General features: G+C 70.1%; 17 protein-coding genes, 1 tRNA gene and 1 pseudogene. 4 read left to right on the top strand and 15 right to left on the bottom strand.

Annotated elements, in window-relative coordinates; translation table 11 throughout:
* Positions 1-52: 52 nt before the first annotated feature.
* The 3 genes from AC31A1_RS13495 (at position 53) to AC31A1_RS13505 (ending at position 1,335) form a co-directional block, all read left to right on the top strand.
* A tRNA-Cys gene (locus AC31A1_RS13495) sits at positions 53-124 on the top strand.
* A 103-nt stretch (positions 125-227) separates the two neighbouring features.
* Positions 228-617 carry an antibiotic biosynthesis monooxygenase family protein gene (locus AC31A1_RS13500; protein ID WP_489653522.1) on the top strand — a complete coding sequence of 130 codons (390 nt, stop codon included), beginning with the start codon at positions 228-230 and terminating at the stop codon, positions 615-617.
* 121 nt (positions 618-738) lie between these two features.
* A complete protein-coding gene (locus AC31A1_RS13505) occupies positions 739-1,335 on the top strand; it encodes a DUF4328 domain-containing protein (RefSeq protein ID WP_489653523.1) in 597 nt (198 codons plus the stop codon).
* 71 nt (positions 1,336-1,406) lie between these two features.
* Here the strand turns inward: AC31A1_RS13505 and AC31A1_RS13510 are convergent, their stop codons facing one another.
* From AC31A1_RS13510 to AC31A1_RS13565, 12 genes and pseudogenes are all read right to left on the bottom strand, one after another.
* Positions 1,407-2,126, bottom strand: a complete 720-nt coding sequence (locus AC31A1_RS13510; protein WP_489653524.1) for a DinB family protein — start codon at positions 2,124-2,126, stop codon at positions 1,407-1,409.
* Positions 2,127-2,154: 28 nt separating this feature from the next.
* Positions 2,155-3,324 (bottom strand): annotated as a pseudogene (locus tag AC31A1_RS13515) (SUKH-4 family immunity protein); the annotation flags it as partial.
* Positions 3,325-3,490: 166 nt separating this feature from the next.
* Positions 3,491-3,988 carry an AAA family ATPase gene (locus AC31A1_RS13520; protein WP_489653539.1) on the bottom strand — a complete coding sequence of 166 codons (498 nt, stop codon included), beginning with the start codon at positions 3,986-3,988 and terminating at the stop codon, positions 3,491-3,493.
* 50 nt (positions 3,989-4,038) lie between these two features.
* A complete protein-coding gene (locus AC31A1_RS13525) occupies positions 4,039-6,369 on the bottom strand; it encodes a xanthine dehydrogenase family protein molybdopterin-binding subunit (protein ID WP_489653525.1) in 2,331 nt (776 codons plus the stop codon).
* Positions 6,366-8,015, bottom strand: a complete 1,650-nt coding sequence (locus AC31A1_RS13530; protein WP_489653526.1) for a (2Fe-2S)-binding protein — start codon at positions 8,013-8,015, stop codon at positions 6,366-6,368. Before AC31A1_RS13530 ends, AC31A1_RS13525 begins: the two co-directional genes overlap by 4 nt.
* On the bottom strand, positions 8,012-8,905 hold the full coding sequence (locus AC31A1_RS13535; RefSeq protein WP_019056386.1) for an FAD binding domain-containing protein: 894 nt from the start codon (positions 8,903-8,905) through the stop codon (positions 8,012-8,014). Before AC31A1_RS13535 ends, AC31A1_RS13530 begins: the two co-directional genes overlap by 4 nt.
* 234 nt (positions 8,906-9,139) lie before the next feature.
* Entirely contained in the window at positions 9,140-10,765 is a 1,626-nt protein-coding gene (locus AC31A1_RS13540) for a beta-N-acetylhexosaminidase (protein ID WP_489653527.1), read from the bottom strand.
* A 1-nt stretch (position 10,766) separates the two neighbouring features.
* Positions 10,767-11,612, bottom strand: a complete 846-nt coding sequence (locus AC31A1_RS13545) for a carbohydrate ABC transporter permease (protein WP_489653528.1) — start codon at positions 11,610-11,612, stop codon at positions 10,767-10,769.
* Positions 11,609-12,553, bottom strand: coding sequence for a carbohydrate ABC transporter permease (locus tag AC31A1_RS13550; protein ID WP_489653529.1), 945 nt, complete (start codon positions 12,551-12,553; stop codon positions 11,609-11,611). Before AC31A1_RS13550 ends, AC31A1_RS13545 begins: the two co-directional genes overlap by 4 nt.
* 42 nt (positions 12,554-12,595) lie before the next feature.
* On the bottom strand, positions 12,596-13,891 hold the full coding sequence (locus tag AC31A1_RS13555; protein WP_489653530.1) for an extracellular solute-binding protein: 1,296 nt from the start codon (positions 13,889-13,891) through the stop codon (positions 12,596-12,598).
* Between the two features lie 195 nt (positions 13,892-14,086).
* On the bottom strand, positions 14,087-14,374 hold the full coding sequence (locus tag AC31A1_RS13560) for a DUF3039 domain-containing protein (RefSeq protein ID WP_026178118.1): 288 nt from the start codon (positions 14,372-14,374) through the stop codon (positions 14,087-14,089).
* Between the two features lie 61 nt (positions 14,375-14,435).
* A complete protein-coding gene (locus AC31A1_RS13565; protein WP_043679366.1) occupies positions 14,436-15,008 on the bottom strand; it encodes a YqgE/AlgH family protein in 573 nt (190 codons plus the stop codon).
* A gap of 252 nt (positions 15,009-15,260) precedes the next feature.
* Here AC31A1_RS13565 and murA point away from each other — a divergent pair, with 252 nt between their 5' ends.
* Positions 15,261-16,607 carry a UDP-N-acetylglucosamine 1-carboxyvinyltransferase gene (gene murA, locus AC31A1_RS13570; RefSeq protein WP_043679363.1) on the top strand — a complete coding sequence of 449 codons (1,347 nt, stop codon included), beginning with the start codon at positions 15,261-15,263 and terminating at the stop codon, positions 16,605-16,607.
* Positions 16,608-16,730: 123 nt separating this feature from the next.
* Here murA and AC31A1_RS13575 read toward each other — a convergent pair whose 3' ends face one another.
* The 3 genes from AC31A1_RS13575 to AC31A1_RS13585 form a co-directional block, all read right to left on the bottom strand.
* On the bottom strand, positions 16,731-17,012 hold the full coding sequence (locus AC31A1_RS13575) for an HU family DNA-binding protein (RefSeq protein WP_019056394.1): 282 nt from the start codon (positions 17,010-17,012) through the stop codon (positions 16,731-16,733).
* 407 nt (positions 17,013-17,419) lie between these two features.
* Positions 17,420-18,859, bottom strand: coding sequence for an NAD-dependent malic enzyme (locus tag AC31A1_RS13580; protein WP_489653531.1), 1,440 nt, complete (start codon positions 18,857-18,859; stop codon positions 17,420-17,422).
* A gap of 338 nt (positions 18,860-19,197) precedes the next feature.
* Entirely contained in the window at positions 19,198-21,534 is a 2,337-nt protein-coding gene (locus tag AC31A1_RS13585) for a HelD family protein (protein ID WP_489653532.1), read from the bottom strand.
* Positions 21,535-21,677: the final 143 nt, after the last annotated feature.

Here is a 21,677-nt window from a genome sequence, read left to right on the forward strand (position 1 = left end):
GGCCCCCTTGTCCGGGCCCCTCCCCCGGCCCTACGGTCAACTCACCAAACACGGCCGTGTGCCCGAGTGGTTCAGGGACTCGCCTGCAAAGCGAGTTACGCGGGTTCGATTCCCGCCACGGCCTCTACAAGTAGGTCTGACCAGTATGTTTCACGGTCTGACGGAACTCTCAAGGTCTGGAACTCCCGTCCGGAACGGGGCTAGGTCCCTTGCCTTACCGTGGCGCCATGACTGATCACTCCGAAGCACCTGTCACGCCCGTCGAGGCCTATGAACCCCCGTACTACGTGGCCGTGTTCAGCACAGTGCGAACCCAGGAGCAGAGTGGCTACGGCGAGACCAACGCGCGTATGGAGGAGCTGGTGAAGGACATCCCCGGGTACCTCGGGATGGACCACGCTCAGACTCCGGGTGGGCTGGGCATCACCGTCGGGTACTTCCGCGACGCCGACGCCCTCACGGAGTGGCGGACCGACGCCGAGCACCGCGCGGCGCAGAAACGCGGGCGGGACCAGTGGTACGAGAGTTACACGCTGCATGTGGCGAAGGTGGAGCGGAGCCACGGGTTCGTGCGGGCGCAGGTCCCGCAGGACCCGCAGAGCCCTGCGGCGGGCTGACCGGCCGAAGTCCTGGACCGAAGACCCGGAAATCGTACGCGCGTGCGGCGATCAGACCCTATGATCACTCCGCCCCGGCGTCCGCCGCGGCCGCGCACGCCTCCGAGACAGGCCGAAGTCGATGACGAGTACCGCCCGTAAAGCTCCCCGGATCCTTGCCCGCTCCGCGCAGGTGGCGATAGGCGTGACCGCCGTGGCGGACGTGTTCCGCGCGGCGGCGGTCCGGGATGACCACCTGCACCGCACGGGCGCATCCGAGGCCGGCTTCCCCTCCATGGTCTTCGTCTATCTGATGACTCTCGCGATCGTGCTGTTCCTCGTGTGGCTCGCCCAATCCCGGGGCAACGCCCAGGAGTTGGCGCCCGAGGCCTCGGTTCCGAGCCGGGGCCGGACGATCGGCATGTGGTTCGTTCCGTTGGTCAACCTCGTTGTCCCTCGCGGGATCGTCCTCACCATCGGACGCGCGAGCTCCGCGTCCTGGGAGGAGAAGCGGGACACGCTCCTGGTGAACGCATGGTGGGCCACCTGGGTCGGGCACGGGCTGGTGCTCACGGTCGCCAGCCGGATGGCCCCGGGTTCGATGGCCTTCCTGGTGGTGGAGGAGGCGCTCATGATCGCGGCGGCCGTACTGGCGGGGCTCGTGATCGAGCGCATCACGGCGTCGCAGAGCGCCGCACTCGATGCCGCCGTTCCCGCCGAGCCCCTCGCCCAGGCCTGAGGTGCCACCCTTCTCTTCCCTCGGTTGAACACCCCCAAGGCGCCTCTGAACACCCAGTAGCCGCCTCGGACTCAGGCCTCGCTCACAACCCGCGCCCGCCACAGATCCCGCAGCAGCGCGATCTCCGCCATGTGGTGAATGAACTCCAGGTTCGCCCCCGCCAGCACAGCTACGAACGGGTCGTCCGGGTCGGAGCCGTACGGATACTGGGAAAAGCCGACCACGTCCAGCTGGTCCTCCGTGACCGTGGCTACGGCCGCTCGCCAGCGGTCGATCACCGGCCAGAAGCGGTCCAGGGTCAGGGCTGCGGAGGGGCTGAAGTCGACCATCTGCTTGGGGTCCTGGCGCCGCTCACCGAACGCCCACTCCCACGCCCCCGCGAACTGGAAGTGCAGATGTCCCAGGCGCCACGCGATCGTCGTGATCGGTGTCGTGTCGGGCTCCGGCTGGCCCTCGTGGGCGAGGACCTCCTCCACGCGTTCGACGGTCACGCTCCAGTCGTCGGCGATCTTGGCGACCGTCATGCCGTCGGCGGCCTGGCGGGCGACCTCCGCGTACTCGCTCGCCGGGATGTCCGCCGCGCCCAGGTCGAGGACCCACTCCCCCGGTCCGAACGCCCTCGGTGTCACCGCCTCACTCCGGCGTCGGAGTGACCAGCAGTCGGGCGCCGGCTCCCACAGGTACTCCTCGTCGCCGAGCCCCTTCAGCCGGACCTGGGCCATCTCCCGGGCCTTGTCGAACTGCTCCAGCAGCAAGCCCAGTCGGTCGGGCCGTGTGCGCTCGGTCTCCATGCTTGGTCCCCTCGCCCGTGCCGTCTCCTACCCCGCCCGCCTCGTCCTGGAACGCCTCCGTCCAGTAGTGCGGGTGATCGCGGCCGGCCCCCCGGCGCCCCGCCACCGTCGGGTCCACCGTCGACAGGGTCTGGAGCATCGTCGTCGCCAACTGGTCGTACGCCTCTGCCGTCAGCTCGCCGGAGAGGTCCGCGTCGATCGCCTTCTCGCGGTGGAGCAGCCAGAGGGTGAAGGCCAGGGTCGAGACGTCCGTGTTGAGGGGAGCCAGTGTCGCCTCCGGCTCGCTCCACGTCAGGATCTCGCCCGTCGCGCCGTCCACCACCAGGCTGTTGTCTTCCATGAGGTAGCCGAGGCGGATCAACTGGTCGGCGCGGGGCGGGAGTTCCCCGGCGGGCTCGTCCTCGTAGAACTCGGTGAGGGTGGGGAGCGGGACGTCCGTGTCGAGGTGGAAGAGGAACGCGTCCTCGGGCAGGCCGGTCTCGCGCAGGAAGCGGCGGGTCGGCTCATGGGTGACGGTGGCGGGGAAGTCGACCTCCTCGAAGCGGGCGACCGCGCCCTGGCCGAACTCCTGGTCCAGCAGACGGGCCGGGATGTCGAGGGTCAGCCCCGATGTCGTGCCCGGGCCCGCGACCAGGGCGAGCGGGCGGATCAGGGCCGCCGCCTTCCAGAACGGGGGCACCTCGCCGTCCGTCTCCGACTCGAACACCGCGAGCAGCTGCCGTGATGCCTCCGCCGCCGTCTTGGTGCCGTGCCGGCCTTCGTAGGACGCGAACTGGCCGCGCAGGTCCGTCAGTTCGTCCGTGGTCGTCGTGAAGCGGGCCAGCGTTTCGATCGACGGGGCCAGCGGGCCGGTCTCCATCAGATCCGGGCGGTCGTGGAAGAAGTACGTCGTCGCGATCTCGCCCGTCTCGCCGTCCAGCAGGATCGACTCCGCCTCCCCGCCGTCGGGCCCCCAGAGCGCGCCTATCACCAGCTGGTCCCGGAGCTCCTCCGCCAGCGGCGCGGGGTCGCCCAAGGAGTCCGCCACCGTCCGCAGGCCCTCCCTGCGCAGCTCCTCGAACGTCAACAGGCCGCTGTCGCCCGGCAGTCCGGGACCCGTCAGCCAGCGGCGCGTCGACTCGTGCGTGATGTACGGATCGAGGTCGTCCTCGGTCAATGTGATCATGGTCGCCGTAGAGCCGGCGTCGGTCCTGCTCATTGTTCCCCCGTGCATGAATCTTCCCCGTGTGGCACCGGTGTTCCGCTGTCGTCCCCACTGCCCAGAACACTACGCGGCACCACTGACAATGGCCCTGACCAGCGAAAACGCCTTGCGGAGCCGGGAGGACGCGAAACGTCCGAGACGTCCTCACCTCATCAGACGCTCAAACCACCCGCGAACGTTCCCGTCCCTCGACGATCGCGTCCACCGTCTCCCCCACCGTCAGCCCGGAGGTGTCCAGCCACAGGCCGATGCGCGGGGTCTCCGTCCGCAGCCCGCGGTCCAGTTCCTCGACCGTCCACGCGCCGTAGCCGGTCTTCGCCCGGCCCGCCTCCCGTGCCGTCACGGTCGCCGGGGTCGGTGCGAGGACGATCACGTGCAGCGGGCGGGTGCGGATCAGGTCGACGTACGCCGGCAACTCCGCGCCCAGCACCACGTCCTGGACGACCGCGGTGAACCCGGCCTCCGCGTACGCGTCCGCCGTCGCCGCCGACAGCCGGTACCGCAGCCGGAGTTGGGACTCCCCCTCCCCGCCCGCACCGGGGACGTACTCCTCGCGCCCCGAGACGACCATCCGCCGGAAGACGTCACCCCGGACGTGCGCCGCCCTCGGCAGCCTCTCCGCCAGCGCCTGCGCGACCGTCGACTTGCCGGAGGCCATCACGCCGGTGATGAGGACGACCCCCTCGAACACCGTCACGCACCAGCCTCTCAGTGCCCGTACTGGCCGTACTGATCGGTCGTCGCCGTCACCACCGCCGCCTGCGGGCGGATCGGCAGCCGGTTCACCGGACGGCCCGTCGCCGCGCGCACCGCGGACGCGATCGCCGCCGGGGACGTGACCACCGGCACGGCGCTGACCGCCTTCGCCCCGAAGGGGGCGACCACGTCGCGCTCCTCGACGAGCTTCACGATCCGGATGTCGGGGGTGTCCAGGGCGGTGGGCAGCGCGTAGCCGGTGAGGTCGGGGTGGCGGATCAACCCGCGCGCGGTGCGCAGGTTTTCCGTCAATGCGATGCCTACGCCCTGGGTGACGCCGCCCTCGATACGGGCGACCAGTTGGGTCGGGTTCAGGATCCGGCCGACGTCCTGGGCGAGGGCCAACTCGACGACCCGTACGGAGCCGAGTTCGATGTCCACGTCGACCACCGCGCGAATCGCGCAGAAGGCGAGCCCTACGAAGGCGTCGCCCTGGCCCGCCTCGTCCAAGGGCTCGGTCGGGTGCGGGCGGCACTGGGCGGTGGCCCAGAGTTCCTTGCCGTCCAGGGCCTCGGTGACGGTCGTCGAGAGGACGCCGTCGTAGGAGGTGATCTTGCCGTCGGTGATCTGGAGCAGCTCGGTCGACATCCCGAACTTGTGCGCCAGGGGCTGGAGGAGCTGGGTGCGGACCATTTTCGCGGCGCGTTCGACCGCGCCGCCGGAGACCCAGGTGTGGCGGCTTCGGCAGCCGGGGCCGGCCGGGGGCTGATCGGTGTCCACGGGGGCGACGTGCACCTCGTCGATACCGAGGGTCTCCTGGACGATCTGGCGGGCGAGGGTGGTGAAGCCCTGGCCCGTCTCGACGGCCGCGCACAGCACCGTGGCGATGCCGTCGTGGACCTTCACGGTCGCCGTGGAGACCTCGTCGGCGCCTTCCGCGCCGAGCATGTGCACCATGCCGAGGGCGTAGCCGACGCCCCGGCGCACCGCGCCCGGTTCGCCCGCGCCCTCGGGACCGCCGGGCAGCAGCCACTCGTCCTCGGGGGTGTCCTTGGGGAGCTGCGGCAGCGGGAAGTCCCGCACGGCCTGGAGGAGTTCGGCGACCGGCGCCGGGCAGGTCACCGTCTGGCCGGTCGGGAGGACGTCACCGGTGGCCATGGCGTTGCGCAGGCGCAGCTCGGCCGGGTCCATGGCGAGCTTCTTGGCGAGCTTGTCCATCTGCGCCTCGTAGGCGGCGCAGACCTGCATGGCGCCCTCGCCGCGCACGTGCCCTGAGGGCGGGTTGTTGGTGCGCACGGCCCAGCCCTCGATGAAGGCGTTCGGGACGACGTACGGGCCGCAGGCGAAGGAGACGGCGGCGGCCAGGGCCTCCGAGGAGGTGTCGGCGTAGGCGCCCGCGTCGAGCAGTACCTGGGCCTCGACCTTGACCAGCCTGCCGTCCTCGTCGGCGTGGTGCCGGTACCGCAGGAGCGTGGGGTGGCGGTGGGTGTGGCCGAGGAAGGACTCCTCGCGCGTGGCGGTGAGTTTGACCGGGCAGCCGGTCTTCAACGCCAGTAGTCCGAGCGGGAGTTGGAAGCCCTGGTCCTCGCGGTCGGCGGTGGCCCCGGGGACGCCGGTGACGACGACCTTCACGCGGTCGGACTCCAGGCCGAAGCAGGCGGCGGCCGTGTCGCGGTCGTTGTGCGGGTCCGTGGAGGCGATGTAGAGCTCGACGCCGCCGTCGGGGCGGGGCACGGCGAGACCGGCCTCCGCGCCGATGGGGGCGGGGTCCTGGCGGCCGATGCGGTACAGGCCCTCGACGACGATGTCGGCGGTCGCGTCCGGGTCTCCGTGACGCAGCGGGATGTGCCGGATCAGGTTGCCGTCGGGGTGCAGCGGTTCGGCCTCGAAGGCCTGCTCGGGGTCGGTCACCGGGTCGAGTACTTCGTACTCGACCATGATGGCGGCGGCGGCCATCCGCGCGGTGTCCGGGTGGTCGGCGGCGACGGCGGCGATGGGCTCGCCGTGGTGGCGCACGACCTCGGAGGCGAACACCGGGCGGTCGGCGGTGCCCCGGCCGTAGCGGTCCCGGCCCGGCACGTCCTCGTGGGTGATGACGGCCCGTACGCCGGGCATGTCCCGCGCGTGGGACGTGTCGACGGACACGATGCGCGCGTGCGGGTGCGGTGAGCGCAGGACGGCCGCCCAGAGCAGGCCCTCGGCCCACAGGTCGGCCGCGTACGGGAAGGTGCCCTCGGTCTTGGCGCGGGCGTCGGCGGCCGGGAGCGGGGCGCCCAGGCCGTGGCCCGGCAGCTCCGGGGCGGGCGCGGCCTCCGTGGTCGCGGTGGCGGCTTCGTTGCTCACGCCTGACCTCCGTCCTGGCCGTACACCTGGTCCTGCGTGCGCGGGGACTCGAACGCCGACTGGTGGACGCCACCGCCCCCGGGACCCGCCTGGTGGGGAATACGCGCCTCGTCGCCGTCCGACTCAGGTTCGGCGGCAGCGGCGTGCGCCTCACGCTCGGCGACGACTTCCTGTACGGCGTCCAGGACACCCCGGTAGCCGGAGCAGCGGCACAGGTTGCCGCACAGGGCCTGGCGCGCCTCCAGTTCGGTGGGCGCGGGGTTGCCCTCCAGGAGGTCGTGCACGGTCATCGCCATGCCGGGCACGCAGAAACCGCACTGCACGGCACCGCACTTGGCGAGCGCCCGCTGCACGTCGGAGGGCTGTCCCTCGACGGCGAGACCCTCGACCGTACGGACCTCGGAGCCGGCCGCGGTGACGGCGGGCACCAGGCAGGAGGCGACGAGCCGTCCGTCGACCTGGACGTTGCAGGCGCCGCACTCGCCCTGCGAGCAGCCGTCCTTGGCGCCCGCGAGGCCGAGGCGTTCGCGCAGCACGTAGAGCAGCGACTCGCCGATCCAGGCGTCGGTGACGGGCCGGTCGGCGCCGTTGACGCGCAACACGTAGGAGGCGAGCGGGTGTTCCTCGCCGGGGATCTTCGGGTCCGGCTCGGCGGCCTCGTCCGGCGCGTCGGGCTCGACGGCCGTCACGGGCGCCTCAGCGGCCTCCGGGGCGTCGTCCACACCCTCGGCCGCATCGACCGCCGCGGACGCCCCAGCGGGCCCCTCAGCGCCGTCCGCGGCCCCTTCGCCGGAGTCGCCCGCCCCACCGCTCCCATGAGCCGACTGTGCGTCGTCCACGGCGAGTTCGGCGGCGGTGTCGTCGTGGCGGTCGGCGCGCGCGTCGCCGTAGGGGTCTCCGGGGGCGTCGGAACGGGTGTGCGCGTACGGGTCGCCGGGCTCGCCGTACGGCTGCCGGGTCGCCTCGGCGGGCGGCCGGGTGGCGGCCCGCGCCGACACCTCGCCGGCCGGGTGCGTACCGGGCCGGTCGGCAGGATGCTCCAGGCCGCGTCCGTCGGTGTGCTCGCCGGGCCGCTCCACGACATCCGCGCCGGACGCCTGCTGCGCCCAGTTCTGGCCCGCGCCGTCCGTGGCCCAGGGCGCGGGCGCGCCCCCGGGCAGGGTGGCCGGCGGGGTGCCGCCCCACTGCTCGACCAGGGCCGAGGTGGTGAACTCACCCGATTCGTCCGGGAGATCACCACCGGCGACGGGGATCGACCACTCGCCGGTCACGTCGCGGCCGGGAGCGGCGCCCGCGTCCGGGGCGTTGGTGTCCTGGAAGGTCCACTGGCCGGTGGACCCGGGGCGGTACGAGAACTGGTCGCCCCCGGCCGTCCCCTGCTGCGGTACGGCGTTCGGGTCGGGCCACTGGACGCCCTCGGCAGGCACCGCCCAGGAGCCGGTGCCCGAGGGGTCGGCGTCCGGGGCGGGGGTGGCCTCTATGGGCGGCGGCACATAGCCGTGACCCGGGGCGGCCAAGAGGGCGTCGATGCCCCCTTCGGGGAGTTTCACGAAGGCCGTGGCGCCGTCGTCGTAGTCGCCCTGGGGCAGCGGGTCCCAGCGTCCGCCGCCCTGAGGGGTGCCCTCTCCGTGCTGTTCGTCGGTCACGACAGCGCCCTCCCGAGTGCTCGTCGGGCCAGTGCGGCGACGGTGCGCCGCAGGTGCAGTACCGCGGGCGGAAGCTGCTCCACGGAGCCGTCCTCGGCCGGTACCGGGTCGGGGATGCAGGCCGCGGCGACGTACTCCCCGAAGGCGCTCAAGGCCTCCGGGACGATCGTGCGGCTGTTGTCCCAGTCGATCAGCCGGGCCACCCACTGTTCGGCGTCCAGCGGTCTGAGCGGCATCGGCGCTATGGCCCCGACGGCGCACCTGACCCCGCGCCGGGCGGGGTCGAGGACGACCGCGACGGACGCGACCGAGCGCCCGGGTCCTGTCCTGCCGGTGGCCTTCAGGAAGACCTGCGGGGCGTGCAGCAGCGGCACGCGCACGAAGCCGATGAGTTCGCCGCCGCGCAGCATCTCCACACCGGCCAGGAGGTGCGACACCGGGATCTCCCGGCGGGCTCCGTCCTGGCCCGCGATGATCAGCGTCGCCTCCAGGGCGGCCAGTACGGGCAGCGCGTCACCGGTGGGCGCGGCCGAGGCGATGTTGCCGCCCAGGGTGCCCGCGTTGCGGATCTGCGGCGGACCCGCGGCACGCGCGGAGGCGGCGAGGGCCGGGATGAGCGCGGCGAAGTCGGGGCGGCCCATACGGGCATGCGTGAGGCCCGCGCCGAGCAGCGCGTGCCCGTCCTGGTACTGCCAGCCGCGGATCTCGCTGATCCGCCCGAGACCGACCAGCGCGCTGGGCCTGAGCTGGCCCGAGTTGACGGCCGCCATGAGGTCGGTGCCGCCGGCCACGGGAACGGCCGTGGGCAGGGCCGTGAGCGCCGCCACGGCCTCGTCCAGCGTTGTGGGCAGCGTGACGGACTGCCCCGCCTGCGGTGCGTGCGTGGTCAAACCGGCTGCCCCTTCCCGCTGCCCCACCTGGTCCCACCTGTTGCTGCCGTACGGTACGTGCTGACAGGGCGGACGTGGCAACTCTGGCACATCTTCGCAAGACCCGAGCGCGGGGGTCCGCTAGGAGGCATTCGCCCGCCTCACCAGGGAGATGGTCCGTTTTCGTACGGCATCACCGGTACGCGCGGATTGCCACTCAACGGTGACTCCTGGGGGCTTTCTCCCTTACGGGTCCTACGCGTTCGGGGGCGGGCCGTCCTGGGGTCGGCCGAGCACTCCGGGGCGCCGCTGCCACGGCAGTGGTCCCGTGGGCGGACGGTAGGCGACACCCAGGGCGTCGAGTCGCGGGTAGTGGGCGGTCATCCGGCGCTCGAAGTCGGCGAAGTCCCGTTCCGCGGGCGCCGGAAGAGCGCTCCAGGCGACCTCGGCGAAGGCCGCGAGCCGGGGGAACGTCTGGTAGTCCACGCGCGCGTGGTCCTCCATCACCTCGGTCCACACGTTGGCCTGTGTGCCCAGCACATGACGGGCCTCGTCCTCGCTGAGCTGCTCGGGAACCGGCTCGAAACGGTAGACGTCCTCCAGGGTGCGCACATGGGCGATCGGCACCGGCTCGTCCTCACCGGGGGCCTGGCGCCAGTCCAAGTACACATACTGCTCAGGACACATGACGACGTCGTGCCCCGCGCGGGCGGCGGTGATCCCGCCCTCGTAACCACGCCAGGACGACACGACCGCCCCGTCCGCGAGCCCGCCCTCCAGGATCTCGTCCCACCCGACGAGCCTTCTCCCGCGCGCGGAGAGCCACTTGTCGAAGTGTCCGATGAACCACGACTGCAACTCGTCCTCGTCCGCGAGCCCCAGTTCCGCGATGCGCGCCTGCGCGGCCGGCGACTGCTTCCACTGGTCCTTGAGGCATTCGTCACCGCCGACGTGAATGAACTCCGAGGGGAACAGCTCCAGGAGTTCCTCGAACACCCCCTCGTAGAAGCGCAGGGTGTTGTCAGTGGGGGCGAGTACGTTCGGGTTGATGCCCCAGGTGTCCCAGACGGAGAGGGATGTGGTGTCGATGACATCGGTGTTGCCGAGTTCCGGATACGCGGCGATGGCGGCCTGCGAGTGTCCCGGTACGTCGATTTCGGGGACGACGGCGATATGCCGCTCGGCGGCGTAGGCGACGATCTCGCGGATGTCGTCCTGCGTGTAGTAGCCGCCGTGGGGCTTGTCGTCCCACAGCGGTGAGGCACGGTGGCCGAATTTCGTGCGCGCCCGCCAGGAGCCGATCTCGGTCAGCTTCGGGTACCGCTTGATCTGTACGCGCCACCCCTGGTCGTCCGTCAAGTGGAAGTGGAAGACGTTGAGTTTGTGCGCCGCCATGAGATCCAGGTAGCGCAGGACGCCTTCCTTGGGCATGAAGTGCCGGGCTACGTCGAGCATGAGGCCGCGCCAGCCGAAGCGGGGAGCGTCCTGGACCGTGAGGTAGGGGACGGACCAGGTGCGATCACGGTCGAGCGGAGCCTTGCGATACGCGTCGGGACCGAGGAGTTGACGCAGCGTCTGGGCACCCCAGAACACACCGGCCGGACTGCCGCCCTCGATGAAGATCCCGTCCGAGTCGCTGACGAGGCGGTACTCCTCGGGGCCGAGCGCGTCGTCGAGTTGAAGCCCGATGCCGCCGTCGCGGGCGTCGTCGAGTTCCCGCCCCTCACACAGCGCCAGACCGGTGGCCTGCTGGAGCACGGTGCGCAGCCAGTTGCCGACGCCCTCCGTCCCGTCGCCGGCGTAGAGCTTGGAGCGCTTCGTCAGCCGCACCTCGCCGGAACCGGCGGCAACACTGCCGGGCTGAGGAATCAGTTCGGTCACGTCAGTCCTTAACCGCTCCGCCCAGCCCCGAGACCAGACGTCGCTGTACGAGTACGAAGAACACCAGCACCGGAATCGTCATCACCGTGGAGGCCGCCATGACCCCGCCCCAGTCAGGATCGTCGGGCTTGTAGAAGACGAGGAGGGCCATCGGCAGGGTCGACTGGGAAGTGTCGCTGATGATGAAGGACTTGGCGAAGAGGAAGTCGTTCCAGGCCGAGATGAAGGAAAACACGCTCGTGGCCACCAGCCCCGGGAAGACGAGCGGGAAAAGGATCTGCCACAGGAATCGCGTCCGGCTCGCACCGTCGATGTACGCGGCCTCCTCCAGCGCGTCCGGTACGGCTTTCACGAACCCCCGCAGCATCCAGATCGCGAACGGCAGCGAGAACGCGATCTGAGGCAGGATCAGCGACCCCAAGGTGTTCAGCAGCCCGAGCCCCCGCATGGCGAAGAACAGAGGGATCGTCAGCGCTTCCACGGGCACCATCTGGGCCACCAGGAACATGATCAGGAGGGTGGTCCGGAAGCGGAACCGGAATCGTGTCACCGCGGTCGCCGCGAGAAAGGCGATCAACGCCGAGACGATGACCACCGAGCACGCCACGACAAGGCTGTTGACGAAGTAACGGCCGAATTCCTGCTGCCCGAACACGCGCCGGAACGAGTCCAGAGAGGGCGCGAGCGTCCACGGCCGGGGCTCGCTCGACTCGATCTCCCCGGCCGGTTTGAAGGCGCTGAGCACCATCCAATAGAGGGGGAAGGCGACGACGACCGCGATCAGCAGCGCCGAGGCCTCGGCAGCGAGCCGCCAGGGCCGTCGTACAAGACCGCGAAGCAGGCTCACAGCTCCTCCCCCTGCCTGCGCAGCAGGCGCAGATAGACCAGCGTGACGGCGAGCAGCATCAGCAGCATGACGACACCGATCGCCGAGCCGAGGCTGTACTTCGAGGAGGCGAACGCCTGTTGATAGGCGTACACGTTCAGCACGAGGTTCTGGCCCGCGATGCCGCCACCGTTGGTCATGACGTAGATCTGGGTGAAGACCTTGAAGTCCCAGATGACGGACTGAATGGTGACGACGGTCAGGATCGGGCGCAACATCGGCGTCAGGACGGACCGCCAGATCCGCCACTGCGAGGCCCCGTCCAGAGCGGCGGCCTCCAGCACCTCGGAGGGCACGGCACGAATCCCGGCGTAGACCGTCACCATCACGAACGGGAAGGAGCACCACACCACTTCGAGCAGCACGAGAAAGAACGCGCTCAGCCGCCCGTACGTCCAGGAGTGGTCCCCGAGCCCGAGGATGCGGTTCACAGGCCCGAAGTCCGGGTCGAAGAGCAGCAACCACACCGTCGACCCGGTGACCGCGGGCGTAGCCCAAGCCCCGAGCGCAGCGAGCATCAACACAAGCCGAGGCAAGGCCCGCACCCGCGTGAGCAACACCGCCAGCGCACACCCGACAGCGAGCGTCGACACCACACACGCCCCCGCGAACAACACGGTGGCCACCAGCACTTGCCAGAACTGACTGTCCGAGAACAGCGCGGAGTAGTTCCCGAACCCTTCGAAGGTCGTCGGTTCCCCACCACTGACCTGAGCCTGCGTGTACTGGAAGAACGAGATCAACCCAAGCTGATAGATGGGGTAAACGAGCAGCCCACCAAGGACGACGAGAGCCGGGGCAAGATACAACCAAGGCGCACCCCCACTACCCAAGGGGCGCGGGGCTGTGTTTGATTTGCGGCTACCGCCGCGTGGGCGCGACAAGCCACGACGAACCCGCACCCGCGAACGCTCCACAACAACCGAGCTATTAGGCGCCACCGGTCAACCCGCGGAGCTGAACGCGTCGTTCATCTTCTTAGCCGCATCCTTAGAAGCCGCGGCCACATCCTTCTTCCCGCTGATGACTTCTTGCAGCATCGTCGGCAACACCAATGACGAGTCGATCTCCGACCAACCAGGCGACGCAGGCACGAACTTCGTCCCCGCGGCCAGGGTCTGAACGAACGGCTTCTCGAACGGCACCTTCGCCGCAGCCGCATCCCGCACGTCGGTGAACGTCGGCAGGAACCCCATCGCGTCGAACATGGCCGCCTGCGTCGCCTTCGAGGTGAGCTGCTCCATCAGGTCCACCGCCAGCGTGCGGTGCGACGTGCTCTTCAGGACACCGATGTTGTTGCCCCCGGCGAACGCGGGAGCGACCGACCCGGACGCGACACCCGGCAGCGGCACCACCGCGTACTTGCCCTTGACCTTGCCCGCCTCGACAGCCGTGTGGCTGAAGTCGCCCCCGATGGCCATCCCGGCCTTGCCGGCGGCGAACGCGGTGATCGTGTCGTTGCCGCCCATCACCGCGCACTTGGCGGCGGGACAGTTGTCGCTCGTGAACAGCGAGGTGTACGCCTTGATGCCCTTCTGGGCGGCGGCGCTGTCGATCGCGGAGGTGTACGAACCCCCCTTGGCCGTGGCGAGTTCGCCGCCGTTGGCCCAGACGAAGGGCATCGCGCCGTACGTGTACGCGCCGCCGACGACAAGGCCGTAGAGGTCGGACTTCGCCTTGTGGATCTTCCGGGCGGTGGCGGCCAACTCGGCCATGGTCTTGGGGGGTTGCAGGCCCAGGTCCTTGAAGACGTCGGTGCGGTAGTACAGGGCGCGGACGCCGACGTAGAACGGGGAGCCGTACATCTTGCCGTCGACCGTGACGGACTGCTTCGCGGTCGGGTCGGTGTCCTTGGCCTCGCTCCAGGCGCCGAAGTCCTTGGTGACGTCGAGGAGTCCGCCGTCGTGGACGTAGCCGGCCGTGTCGGTGTTGCCGTACTCCATGACGTCGGGCGCGGACTTCGGGTCGTTGAAGGCGGCCTTGACGCGCTGGGCGCGGGTGTCGATCGGGATGTACTCGACGTCGACCTTGGTGCCCTTGTGGGCCTTCTCGAAGGCCGTGACCACGGAGTCGACGACCTTCGCCTTCGGGTCGTTGCCGACCTCCTGGAAGAGCCACACCCGCAGGGTGCCGCTCGTCTCGTCCTTGTCCGAGGACGAGTTGTCGGAGGTCTGGGGCGCGCAGCCCGCCACGACGGCGGCGGTGGCCAGGAGTACGGCGAATCTGGGGGCGAGCTTCATGGAGCGTTCCTCCGGGAATCCGGGCGTGCGTTGCAACATACGCAATGGGCGTTTCGCTCTGCACAACACCACGGAGATTAAGGAGTAGATGAACGCGGCCACAAGAGGTCTCAACCACTTCGTGACACGCGAAAGGCCCTCGGGGCGCGCAAAAGCGCGCCCCGAGGGCCTCAGAAAGTCAGACCGGCAGAGCGGCTACTTGTCGCCGCCCTTGCCCTTGTCGCCGTCCCCGCCCGAGCCCATGGACTCGTAGATCTCCTTGCACATGGGACACACCGGGTACTTCTTCGGGTCGCGGCCCGGTACCCAGACCTTGCCGCACAACGCCACCACGGGAGTGCCGTCGAGGGCGCTCGCCATGATCTTGTCCTTCTGGACGTAATGGGCGAAGCGCTCATGGTCCCCGTCGCCGTGCGACACCTGGGGCGTCGGCTCTACGAGGGTCCCCGTACCAGTCCCGCGCTCGGGCTCAAGAGTGCTCATAGTGCCAAGGGTACTGAAGCCCACCGGCATCAGTTCCGCGAAGGGCCGTTCAGTTCGGGGATCAGTTCAGGGAAGCGTCGTCCGGATACGTCGCCACCATCGCCAGCTCGCTGCGCTGGCGGCGCAGCACCTCGCGCCAGAGTCTCTCCGGGGACGGCGAGGACACGTCACCGGGCTCCGACTCGACGACGTACCAGGCGCCCTCCACCAGTTCGTCCTCCAGCTGCCCTGGCCCCCAGCCCGCGTACCCGGCGAAGATCCGCAGCGAGCCGAGCGCCGCGGCGAGCAGCTCCGGCGGGGCCTCCAGGTCGACGAGTCCGATCGCGCCGTGCACGCGCCGCCAGCCGAGCGGGGCGCGTTCGCCGGCCGCGCCGCCCGGGATGACGGCGACGCCGAGGGCCGAGTCCAACTGGACCGGGCCGCCCTGGAAGACGACGCCCGGCTCGCCGGCGAGATCCGCCCAGCCCTCCAGGATGTCGCCGACGTCCACGGGCGTCGGGCGGTTGAGGACGACACCGAGGGAGCCCTCCTCGTCGTGGTCGAGAAGGAGCACCACCGCGCGGTCGAAGTTCGGGTCCGCCAGGGCGGGTGTTGCCACGAGCAACCGCCCTGTGAGCGAGGACACCTCGGTCATGCCTGACATGATCCCGCATCTTCCCCGTGATGGGGGAGGCAATGCGGGTACCGGAGTGCATGCAGCTCAGGGCGCACCGAAGCGTCCTCCGCGCACACCCCCACCCCGTGACCCCATGTGCCCGATTGGGAACGGTTCGTGTTGTGACACAGCTATGACGTAGCTGGGTACTCCTTGGGCTTACAGGAGGGGGGTGGGCGGCGATTACTCTGTCTCTTCGGCCCCTGCCCAACTCCACGGAACGCGAGATTCATGACCGTCAACGGCTCAGACGACGTACTGCTTGTCCACGGCGGAACCCCGCTTGAGGGCGAGATCCGTGTCCGCGGTGCGAAGAACCTCGTACCCAAGGCCATGGTCGCCGCCCTGCTGGGCAGTGAGCCAAGTCGACTGCGCAACGTTCCGGACATCCGTGACGTTCGTGTCGTACGCGGACTCCTACAACTGCACGGGGTGACGGTCCGTCCGGGTGAGGAGCCGGGCGAGCTGGTGCTCGATCCGTCGCACGTCGAGAGCGCCAACGTCGCCGACATCGATGCCCACGCGGGCTCGTCGCGCATCCCGATCCTGTTCTGCGGTCCGCTTCTTCACCGGCTCGGGCACGCGTTCATCCCGGGTCTGGGCGGCTGTGACATCGGCGGCCGGCCGATCGACTTCCACTTCGAGGTGCTGCGGCAGTTCGGCGCGAAGATCGAGAAGCGCGCGGACGGCCAGTACCTGGAGGCCCCGCAGCGGCTGCGCGGCACGAAGATCCAGCTGCCGTACCCGTCCGTGGGCGCGACCGAACAGGTGCTGCTGACGGCGGTGTTGGCGGAGGGTGTCACCGAACTCGCCAACGCGGCCGTGGAACCGGAGATCGAGGACCTCATCTGCGTACTGCAGAAGATGGGCGCGATCATCGCCATGGACACCGACCGCACGATCCGCATCACCGGTGTGGACTCGCTCGGCGGCTACACCCACGCGGCCCTCCCGGACCGCCTGGAGGCCGCGTCCTGGGCGTCGGCGGCGCTGGCGACCGAGGGCAACATCTACGTCCGCGGCGCGCAGCAGCGCTCGATGATGACGTTCCTCAACACCTACCGGAAGGTGGGCGGTGCCTTCGCGATCGACGACGAGGGCATCCGCTTCTGGCACCCCGGCGGCCAGTTGAAGTCCATCGCGCTCGAAACGGACGTGCACCCCGGCTTCCAGACGGACTGGCAGCAGCCGCTGGTCGTCGCCCTCACGCAGGCGACGGGCCTCTCCATCGTGCACGAGACGGTCTACGAGTCCCGGCTCGGCTTCACCTCCGCGCTCAACCAGATGGGCGCGCACATCCAGCTCTACCGCGAGTGCCTCGGCGGCTCGCACTGCCGCTTCGGGCAGCGCAACTTCCTCCACTCGGCGGTCGTCTCGGGCCCGACCCGCCTCCAGGGCGCCGACCTGGTCATCCCCGACCTGCGCGGCGGCTTCTCGTACCTCATCGCGGCGCTGGCGGCCCAGGGCACGTCCCGCGTCCACGGCATCGACCTCATCAACCGCGGCTACGAGAACTTCATGGAGAAGTTGGTCGAGCTGGGCGCGAAGGTGGAGTTGCCGGGCAAGGCGCTCGGATAAGCAGTCGCAGGAACAACGGCTGAGCAGTCGTACGTACGACGATGGGGCGGCCACCCTGACCGGGTGGCCGCCCCATTCGCGTTGCTTCAGCCTCGTACGCAAGCCCGTCGCGTACGCGAGGGACTACTTGCCCTTGGCGGCTTCCTTGAGCTTGCTGCCCGCGGACACCTTGACGCTGTAACCGGCGGGGATGTTGATCGGGTCGCCGGTCTGCGGGTTGCGCGCGGTGCGAGCGGCACGGTGGGTGCGCTCGAAGGTCAGGAAGCCGGGGATGGTGACCTTCTCGTCGCCCTTGGAGACGATCTCGCCGACGGTCTCGGCGAACGCGGCCAGAACGGCGTCGGCGTCCTTGCGGGTCACCTCGGCACGGTCGGCCAGCGCGGCCACCAGCTCACTGCGGTTCATGTTGTTACTCCCGTGTTCTTCTTGCCGTTTGAGGCGTGCCACGCGGCGGAGCCGCATATCGGGCACGGTGAAGCCGATGCTGCCAGGGACCTCGGTGAGTCCCCGGACCCGGGTCCGTCGTCCAGACCCTCGCGCCCGAAGACGCATCCTGCCCCTACCTGCGGCGGGAAAGCCAATCCGGCACCCGTAGGAGTCGCGAGAACACCCTTGGGAGTCACACGAAGAGCGCCACGCCCTCTGCGTGGTGACGCTCCGTCGGCTCCCGGCAGCGAGGGCCGGGCCTGGAAGGCCCGAAACCTGGCCGCCACGATAAACGGCCGCCGAAGGCCCCGGGTTCCGCGACGCGCCGGTGTGTCGGCGGCCGTGGCGATCCTCACAGCCACCGCACACACGCCGATCCAGGCGTTCTACGACGCGGAGGTCGCCGCCGAGGCCGCCGCCACTCCCGCCGCCTTCGCCGCCTCACGCACCGCGCCCGCGACCGCGCCGGCGACCTTGTCGTTGAAGACGCTGGGGATGATGTAGTTCGCGTTGAGCTCGTCCTCGGTCACGACGTTCGCGAGTGCGGTCGCCGCGGCGAGCATCATCTCCGTGTTGACGGTGCGGGACTGCGCGTCCAGCAGACCGCGGAAGACACCCGGGAAGACCAGCACGTTGTTGATCTGGTTCGGGAAGTCCGAGCGGCCCGTGGCGACAACCGCGGCCGTCTGGCGGGCGATCGCCGGGTCGACCTCGGGGTCGGGGTTCGCGAGCGCGAACACGATGGCGCCGTCGGCCATCGCGGCCACGTCGTCGCCGTCGAGGACGTTCGGGGCGGAGACACCGACGAAGACGTCGGCGCCGCGCACGGCCTCCTTCAGGGTGCCCGTGAGGCCGTCCGGGTTGGTGTTGTCGGCGATCCAGCGCAGCGGCGAGTCGGGCTTGGCGTCGACCAGGTCCTCGCGGCCGGCGTGCACGACACCGTGGATGTCCGCGACGACCGCGTTCTTGACGCCGGCGGCGAGCAGCAGCTTGAGGATGGCCGTACCGGCCGCGCCCGCGCCGGACATGACGACCCGGATGTCACCGATGCCCTTGCCGGCGACGCGCAGGGCGTTCGTCAGCGCGGCGAGCACCACGATGGCGGTGCCGTGCTGGTCGTCGTGGAAGACGGGGATGTCGAGGGCCTCGCGCAGCCGGGCCTCGATCTCGAAGCAGCGCGGCGCGGAGATGTCCTCCAGGTTGATGCCGGCGAAGCCCGGGGCGATCGCCTTGACGATCGCGACGATCTCGTCGGTGTCCTGGGTGTCCAGGCACAGCGGCCAGGCGTCGATGCCGGCGAACCGCTTGAACAGGGCCGCCTTGCCCTCCATGACCGGCAGCGCGGCCTTGGGGCCGATGTTGCCGAGGCCGAGGACGGCCGAGCCGTCGGTGACGACCGCGACGGAGTTGCGCTTGATGGTGAGGCGGCGCGCGTCCTCGGGGTTCTCCGCGATCGCCATGCACACGCGGGCGACACCCGGGGTGTAGATCATGGAGAGGTCGTCACGGTTGCGGATCGGGTGCTTGGACTGCATCTCGATCTTGCCGCCGAGGTGCATGAGGAACGTACGGTCCGAGACCTTGCCCAGGGTGACGCCCTCGATGCCGCGCAGCTGCGTGACGATCTCGTCGGCGTGGGCCGTCGAGGACGCCGCGATGGTGACGTCGATCCTGAGCTTCTCGTGGCCGGAGGCGGTCACGTCGAGGCCGGTCACCGAGCCTCCGTGGGACTCCACGGCCGTGGTGATCTGGGAGACCGCCGTTCCGCTCGCGGGCACCTCCAGACGGACCGTGATCGAGTAGGAGACGCTGGGCGCCGTAGCCATGGCCGACTTCCTCTGCTTTCACCGTTGAGCTGAGTACGCGCTCCGATGGTCGCACCTACTGCCGGGTAGGCGTTAGCCACCCCCGATTGCGAACGTTTTGTTCGCGAGAAAAAGAGGCCCCCGTCACTTTTCCCGTGACGGGGACCTCTCTGACAAGCAATGACACCGACCCGCCATGCTCGCCTCGCGGCAAGTGGTCGCTCTGAGCGACGAAGGTTGGGCCCGGGGGCTTGGATCGGGCCGGTGTCACATCCAGGCTAACAAACAGATCCCGTAAGACCATTCCCATCCCGAGAGTTCATGGAAAGCACCTCTCGATCACCCCTCGATCGGTCCCTTCAGTCGCGGAGCAGATCCGGCACCCCGTTCGCGTCCGGCTCGTCCCGCTCGGCGGAGACGACCGTCAGCTGCTGGGTCGCGCGGGTGAGGGCGACGTAGAGAACCCGCAGTCCGGCGGGCGACTCGTCGGCGATCTCCGCGGGCGAGACGACGACCGTCGCGTCGTATTCGAGCCCCTTGGCCTCCAGGCTGCCGAGCGCCACCACGCGGTCGCCGAGGCCGGTGAGCCAACGGCGGGCCTCCTCGCGGCGGTTCATGGCGACGACCACGCCGACGGTGCCGTCGACCTGGTCGAGCAGCCGGGCGGCTTCTGCCCGGACGGACTCCGACAACGAGTTCCGTACGACGGCACTGTGCTCATTGTTCGTAGCCACGAAACGGGGCTTCACTCCGGTCGAGCGGACCGCGGACGGGGACTCGGAGCCGGGCATCGCGAGGGCCAGGACCTTCGCCGCCAGCTCCGCGATCTCGGCCGGGTTGCGGTAGTTGACCGTGAGGGTGAAGCGGCGGCGGGGGCGGGAGCCGAGCGCCTCGTCGCGGGCCTCGGCGGCCTCGTCGGGGTCGGACCAGGAGGACTGGGCCGGATCTCCTACGACCGTCCAGGTGGCGTGCCGGCCGCGGCGGCCGACCATGCGCCACTGCATCGGGGTGAGGTCCTGGGCCTCGTCGACGATGACGTGCGCGTACTCGACGCGCTCCTGGGCGAGCCGCTCGGCCCGTTCGCGCTGCGACTCCTCGCGCGTCGGCATCAGCTCTTCGAGGCCGGTGAGCTGGTCCAGCGGGTCCAGGTCGCGCCGCTTGCGGGGGCGGGCCGGGGTGCCGAGGATCGCCTGGAGTTCGTCGAGGATGGCGACGTCGTGGACCGAGAGGCCGTCCCGCTTCAGGGCGCGGGCGACCCTGCAGACCTCGCCGGGGTTGAGGATGCGCCGGGCCCAGCGGCCGAGCTTGCGCTCGTCGGACATGGACTCCAGGACGGCGCGCGGGGTGAGTTCGGGCCACCAGGCGTCGAGGAACGCGATGAAGTCGTCCTCGCTCGCGATGTCCTCGTCGAAGGACGAGCGCAGTTCGGCGGCGAGTTCGGGGTCGGTGTGCCGGCCGGCCGAACCGGAGCGCTCCCACAGGGCGTCCAGGAGCAGCTTGCGGGCGCGCGGCCGCAGCATGTTGACCGGGGCCGTACCGCTGAGCGCGCTCTGCCGGACGCGCTCCAGGTCGGCGGCCTCCAGTTCGAGGCGGCGGCCGAACGCCACCACTCTGAGCCGGGACGGGGCTTCGCTCAGTTCCAGGGCGCCGCGCGCGGCCTTCCGCAGCACGCGGAGCATGCGGTACGAGCCCTTCGCGCGGGCCACGGCCGGGGAGTCGTACAGGGTGGCCTCGGCGCCGTCGACGAGCGAACCGATGGCCCGGATGGCGACCTGGCCCTCCTCGCCGAGGGAGGGCAGGACGCCCTCGGTGTACGCGACCAGCAGCGGGGTCGGCGAGACGATGAGGATGCCGCCCGCGTAGCGGCGCCGGTCCTGGTAGAGCAGGTAGGCGGCGCGGTGCAGGGCGACGGCCGTCTTGCCGGTGCCCGGGCCGCCCTCGACGTAGGTCACCGAGGCGGCGGGGGCGCGGATCACCAGGTCCTGCTCGGCCTGGATCGACGCCACGATGTCGCGCATGGTGTGGCTGCGGGCCTGGCCGAGCGCGGCCATCAGGGCGCCGTCGCCGATGACGGCCAGCTGCTCACCGTCGAGGAAGGCGGTCAACTCCGGCCGCATCAGGTCGTCTTCGACCCCGAGGACCCGCCGCCCCTTGGACCGGATGACCCGGCGCCGTACGACCCGCCCCGGATCGACCGGCGTCGACCGGTAGAACGGCGCGGCGGCGGGCGCCCGCCAGTCGATGACCAGGGGCGCGTACTCGGAGTCCAGGACCCCGATCCGCCCGATGTGCAGGGTCTCGGCGATGTCGGCGGTGCTGTCGTCCCGGACAGCGCCTTCGGCCGGTTCCACGGCGGTGTAGGCGCCGTCGGGTCCCTTCTTGCCGTCCTTGCCGAGCAGGAGGTCGATCCTGCCGAAGAGAAAGTCCTCGAACTCGTTGTTGAGCCGGTTGAGGTGGATACCGGCGCGGAACACCTGTGCGTCCCGTTCGGCGAGCGCGCCGGGCGTGCCGACCTGGCCGCGCTTGGCCGCGTCGTTCATGAGGAACTCGGCCTCGTGGATCTTCTCTTCGAGCCGCCGGTACACCCGGTCCAGGTGTGCCTGTTCGACGCTGATCTCCCGGTCCCGTAGTGAATCCTGGGCGGATTTGTCGGACACCGTGTCGAGCGCGGTCTCCTGTTGAGCCTGTGCGGCCACCGGGCCCCCTTCTTACGTGCTGGGCAGCCGTCAACCGTACGCGAAAGAAAGCCTCCGGAGCGAGGGGCCTGCCGAGTGGATCTTGACAAAGACGCGGGGCCCGGCACGCGCACCTGCCGCGTTCCGGACCCCACACACCACAG

The sequence above is a fragment of the Streptomyces sp. P5F9 genome (assembly GCF_057961495.1).

Coding starts and splice junctions, on each gene's coding strand:
- AC31A1_RS13500 (WP_489653522.1), top strand. CDS start 228: ATGACTGATCACTCCGAAGCACCTGTCACGCCCGTCGAGGCCTATGAA.
- AC31A1_RS13505 (WP_489653523.1), top strand. CDS start 739: ATGACGAGTACCGCCCGTAAAGCTCCCCGGATCCTTGCCCGCTCCGCG.
- AC31A1_RS13510 (WP_489653524.1), bottom strand. CDS start 2,126: ATGGAGACCGAGCGCACACGGCCCGACCGACTGGGCTTGCTGCTGGAG.
- AC31A1_RS13520 (WP_489653539.1), bottom strand. CDS start 3,988: ATGGCCTCCGGCAAGTCGACGGTCGCGCAGGCGCTGGCGGAGAGGCTG.
- AC31A1_RS13555 (WP_489653530.1), bottom strand. CDS start 13,891: ATGAAGCTCGCCCCCAGATTCGCCGTACTCCTGGCCACCGCCGCCGTC.
- AC31A1_RS13560 (WP_026178118.1), bottom strand. CDS start 14,374: ATGAGCACTCTTGAGCCCGAGCGCGGGACTGGTACGGGGACCCTCGTA.
- AC31A1_RS13565 (WP_043679366.1), bottom strand. CDS start 15,008: ATGACCGAGGTGTCCTCGCTCACAGGGCGGTTGCTCGTGGCAACACCC.
- murA (WP_043679363.1), top strand. CDS start 15,261: ATGACCGTCAACGGCTCAGACGACGTACTGCTTGTCCACGGCGGAACC.
- AC31A1_RS13575 (WP_019056394.1), bottom strand. CDS start 17,012: ATGAACCGCAGTGAGCTGGTGGCCGCGCTGGCCGACCGTGCCGAGGTG.
- AC31A1_RS13580 (WP_489653531.1), bottom strand. CDS start 18,859: ATGGCTACGGCGCCCAGCGTCTCCTACTCGATCACGGTCCGTCTGGAG.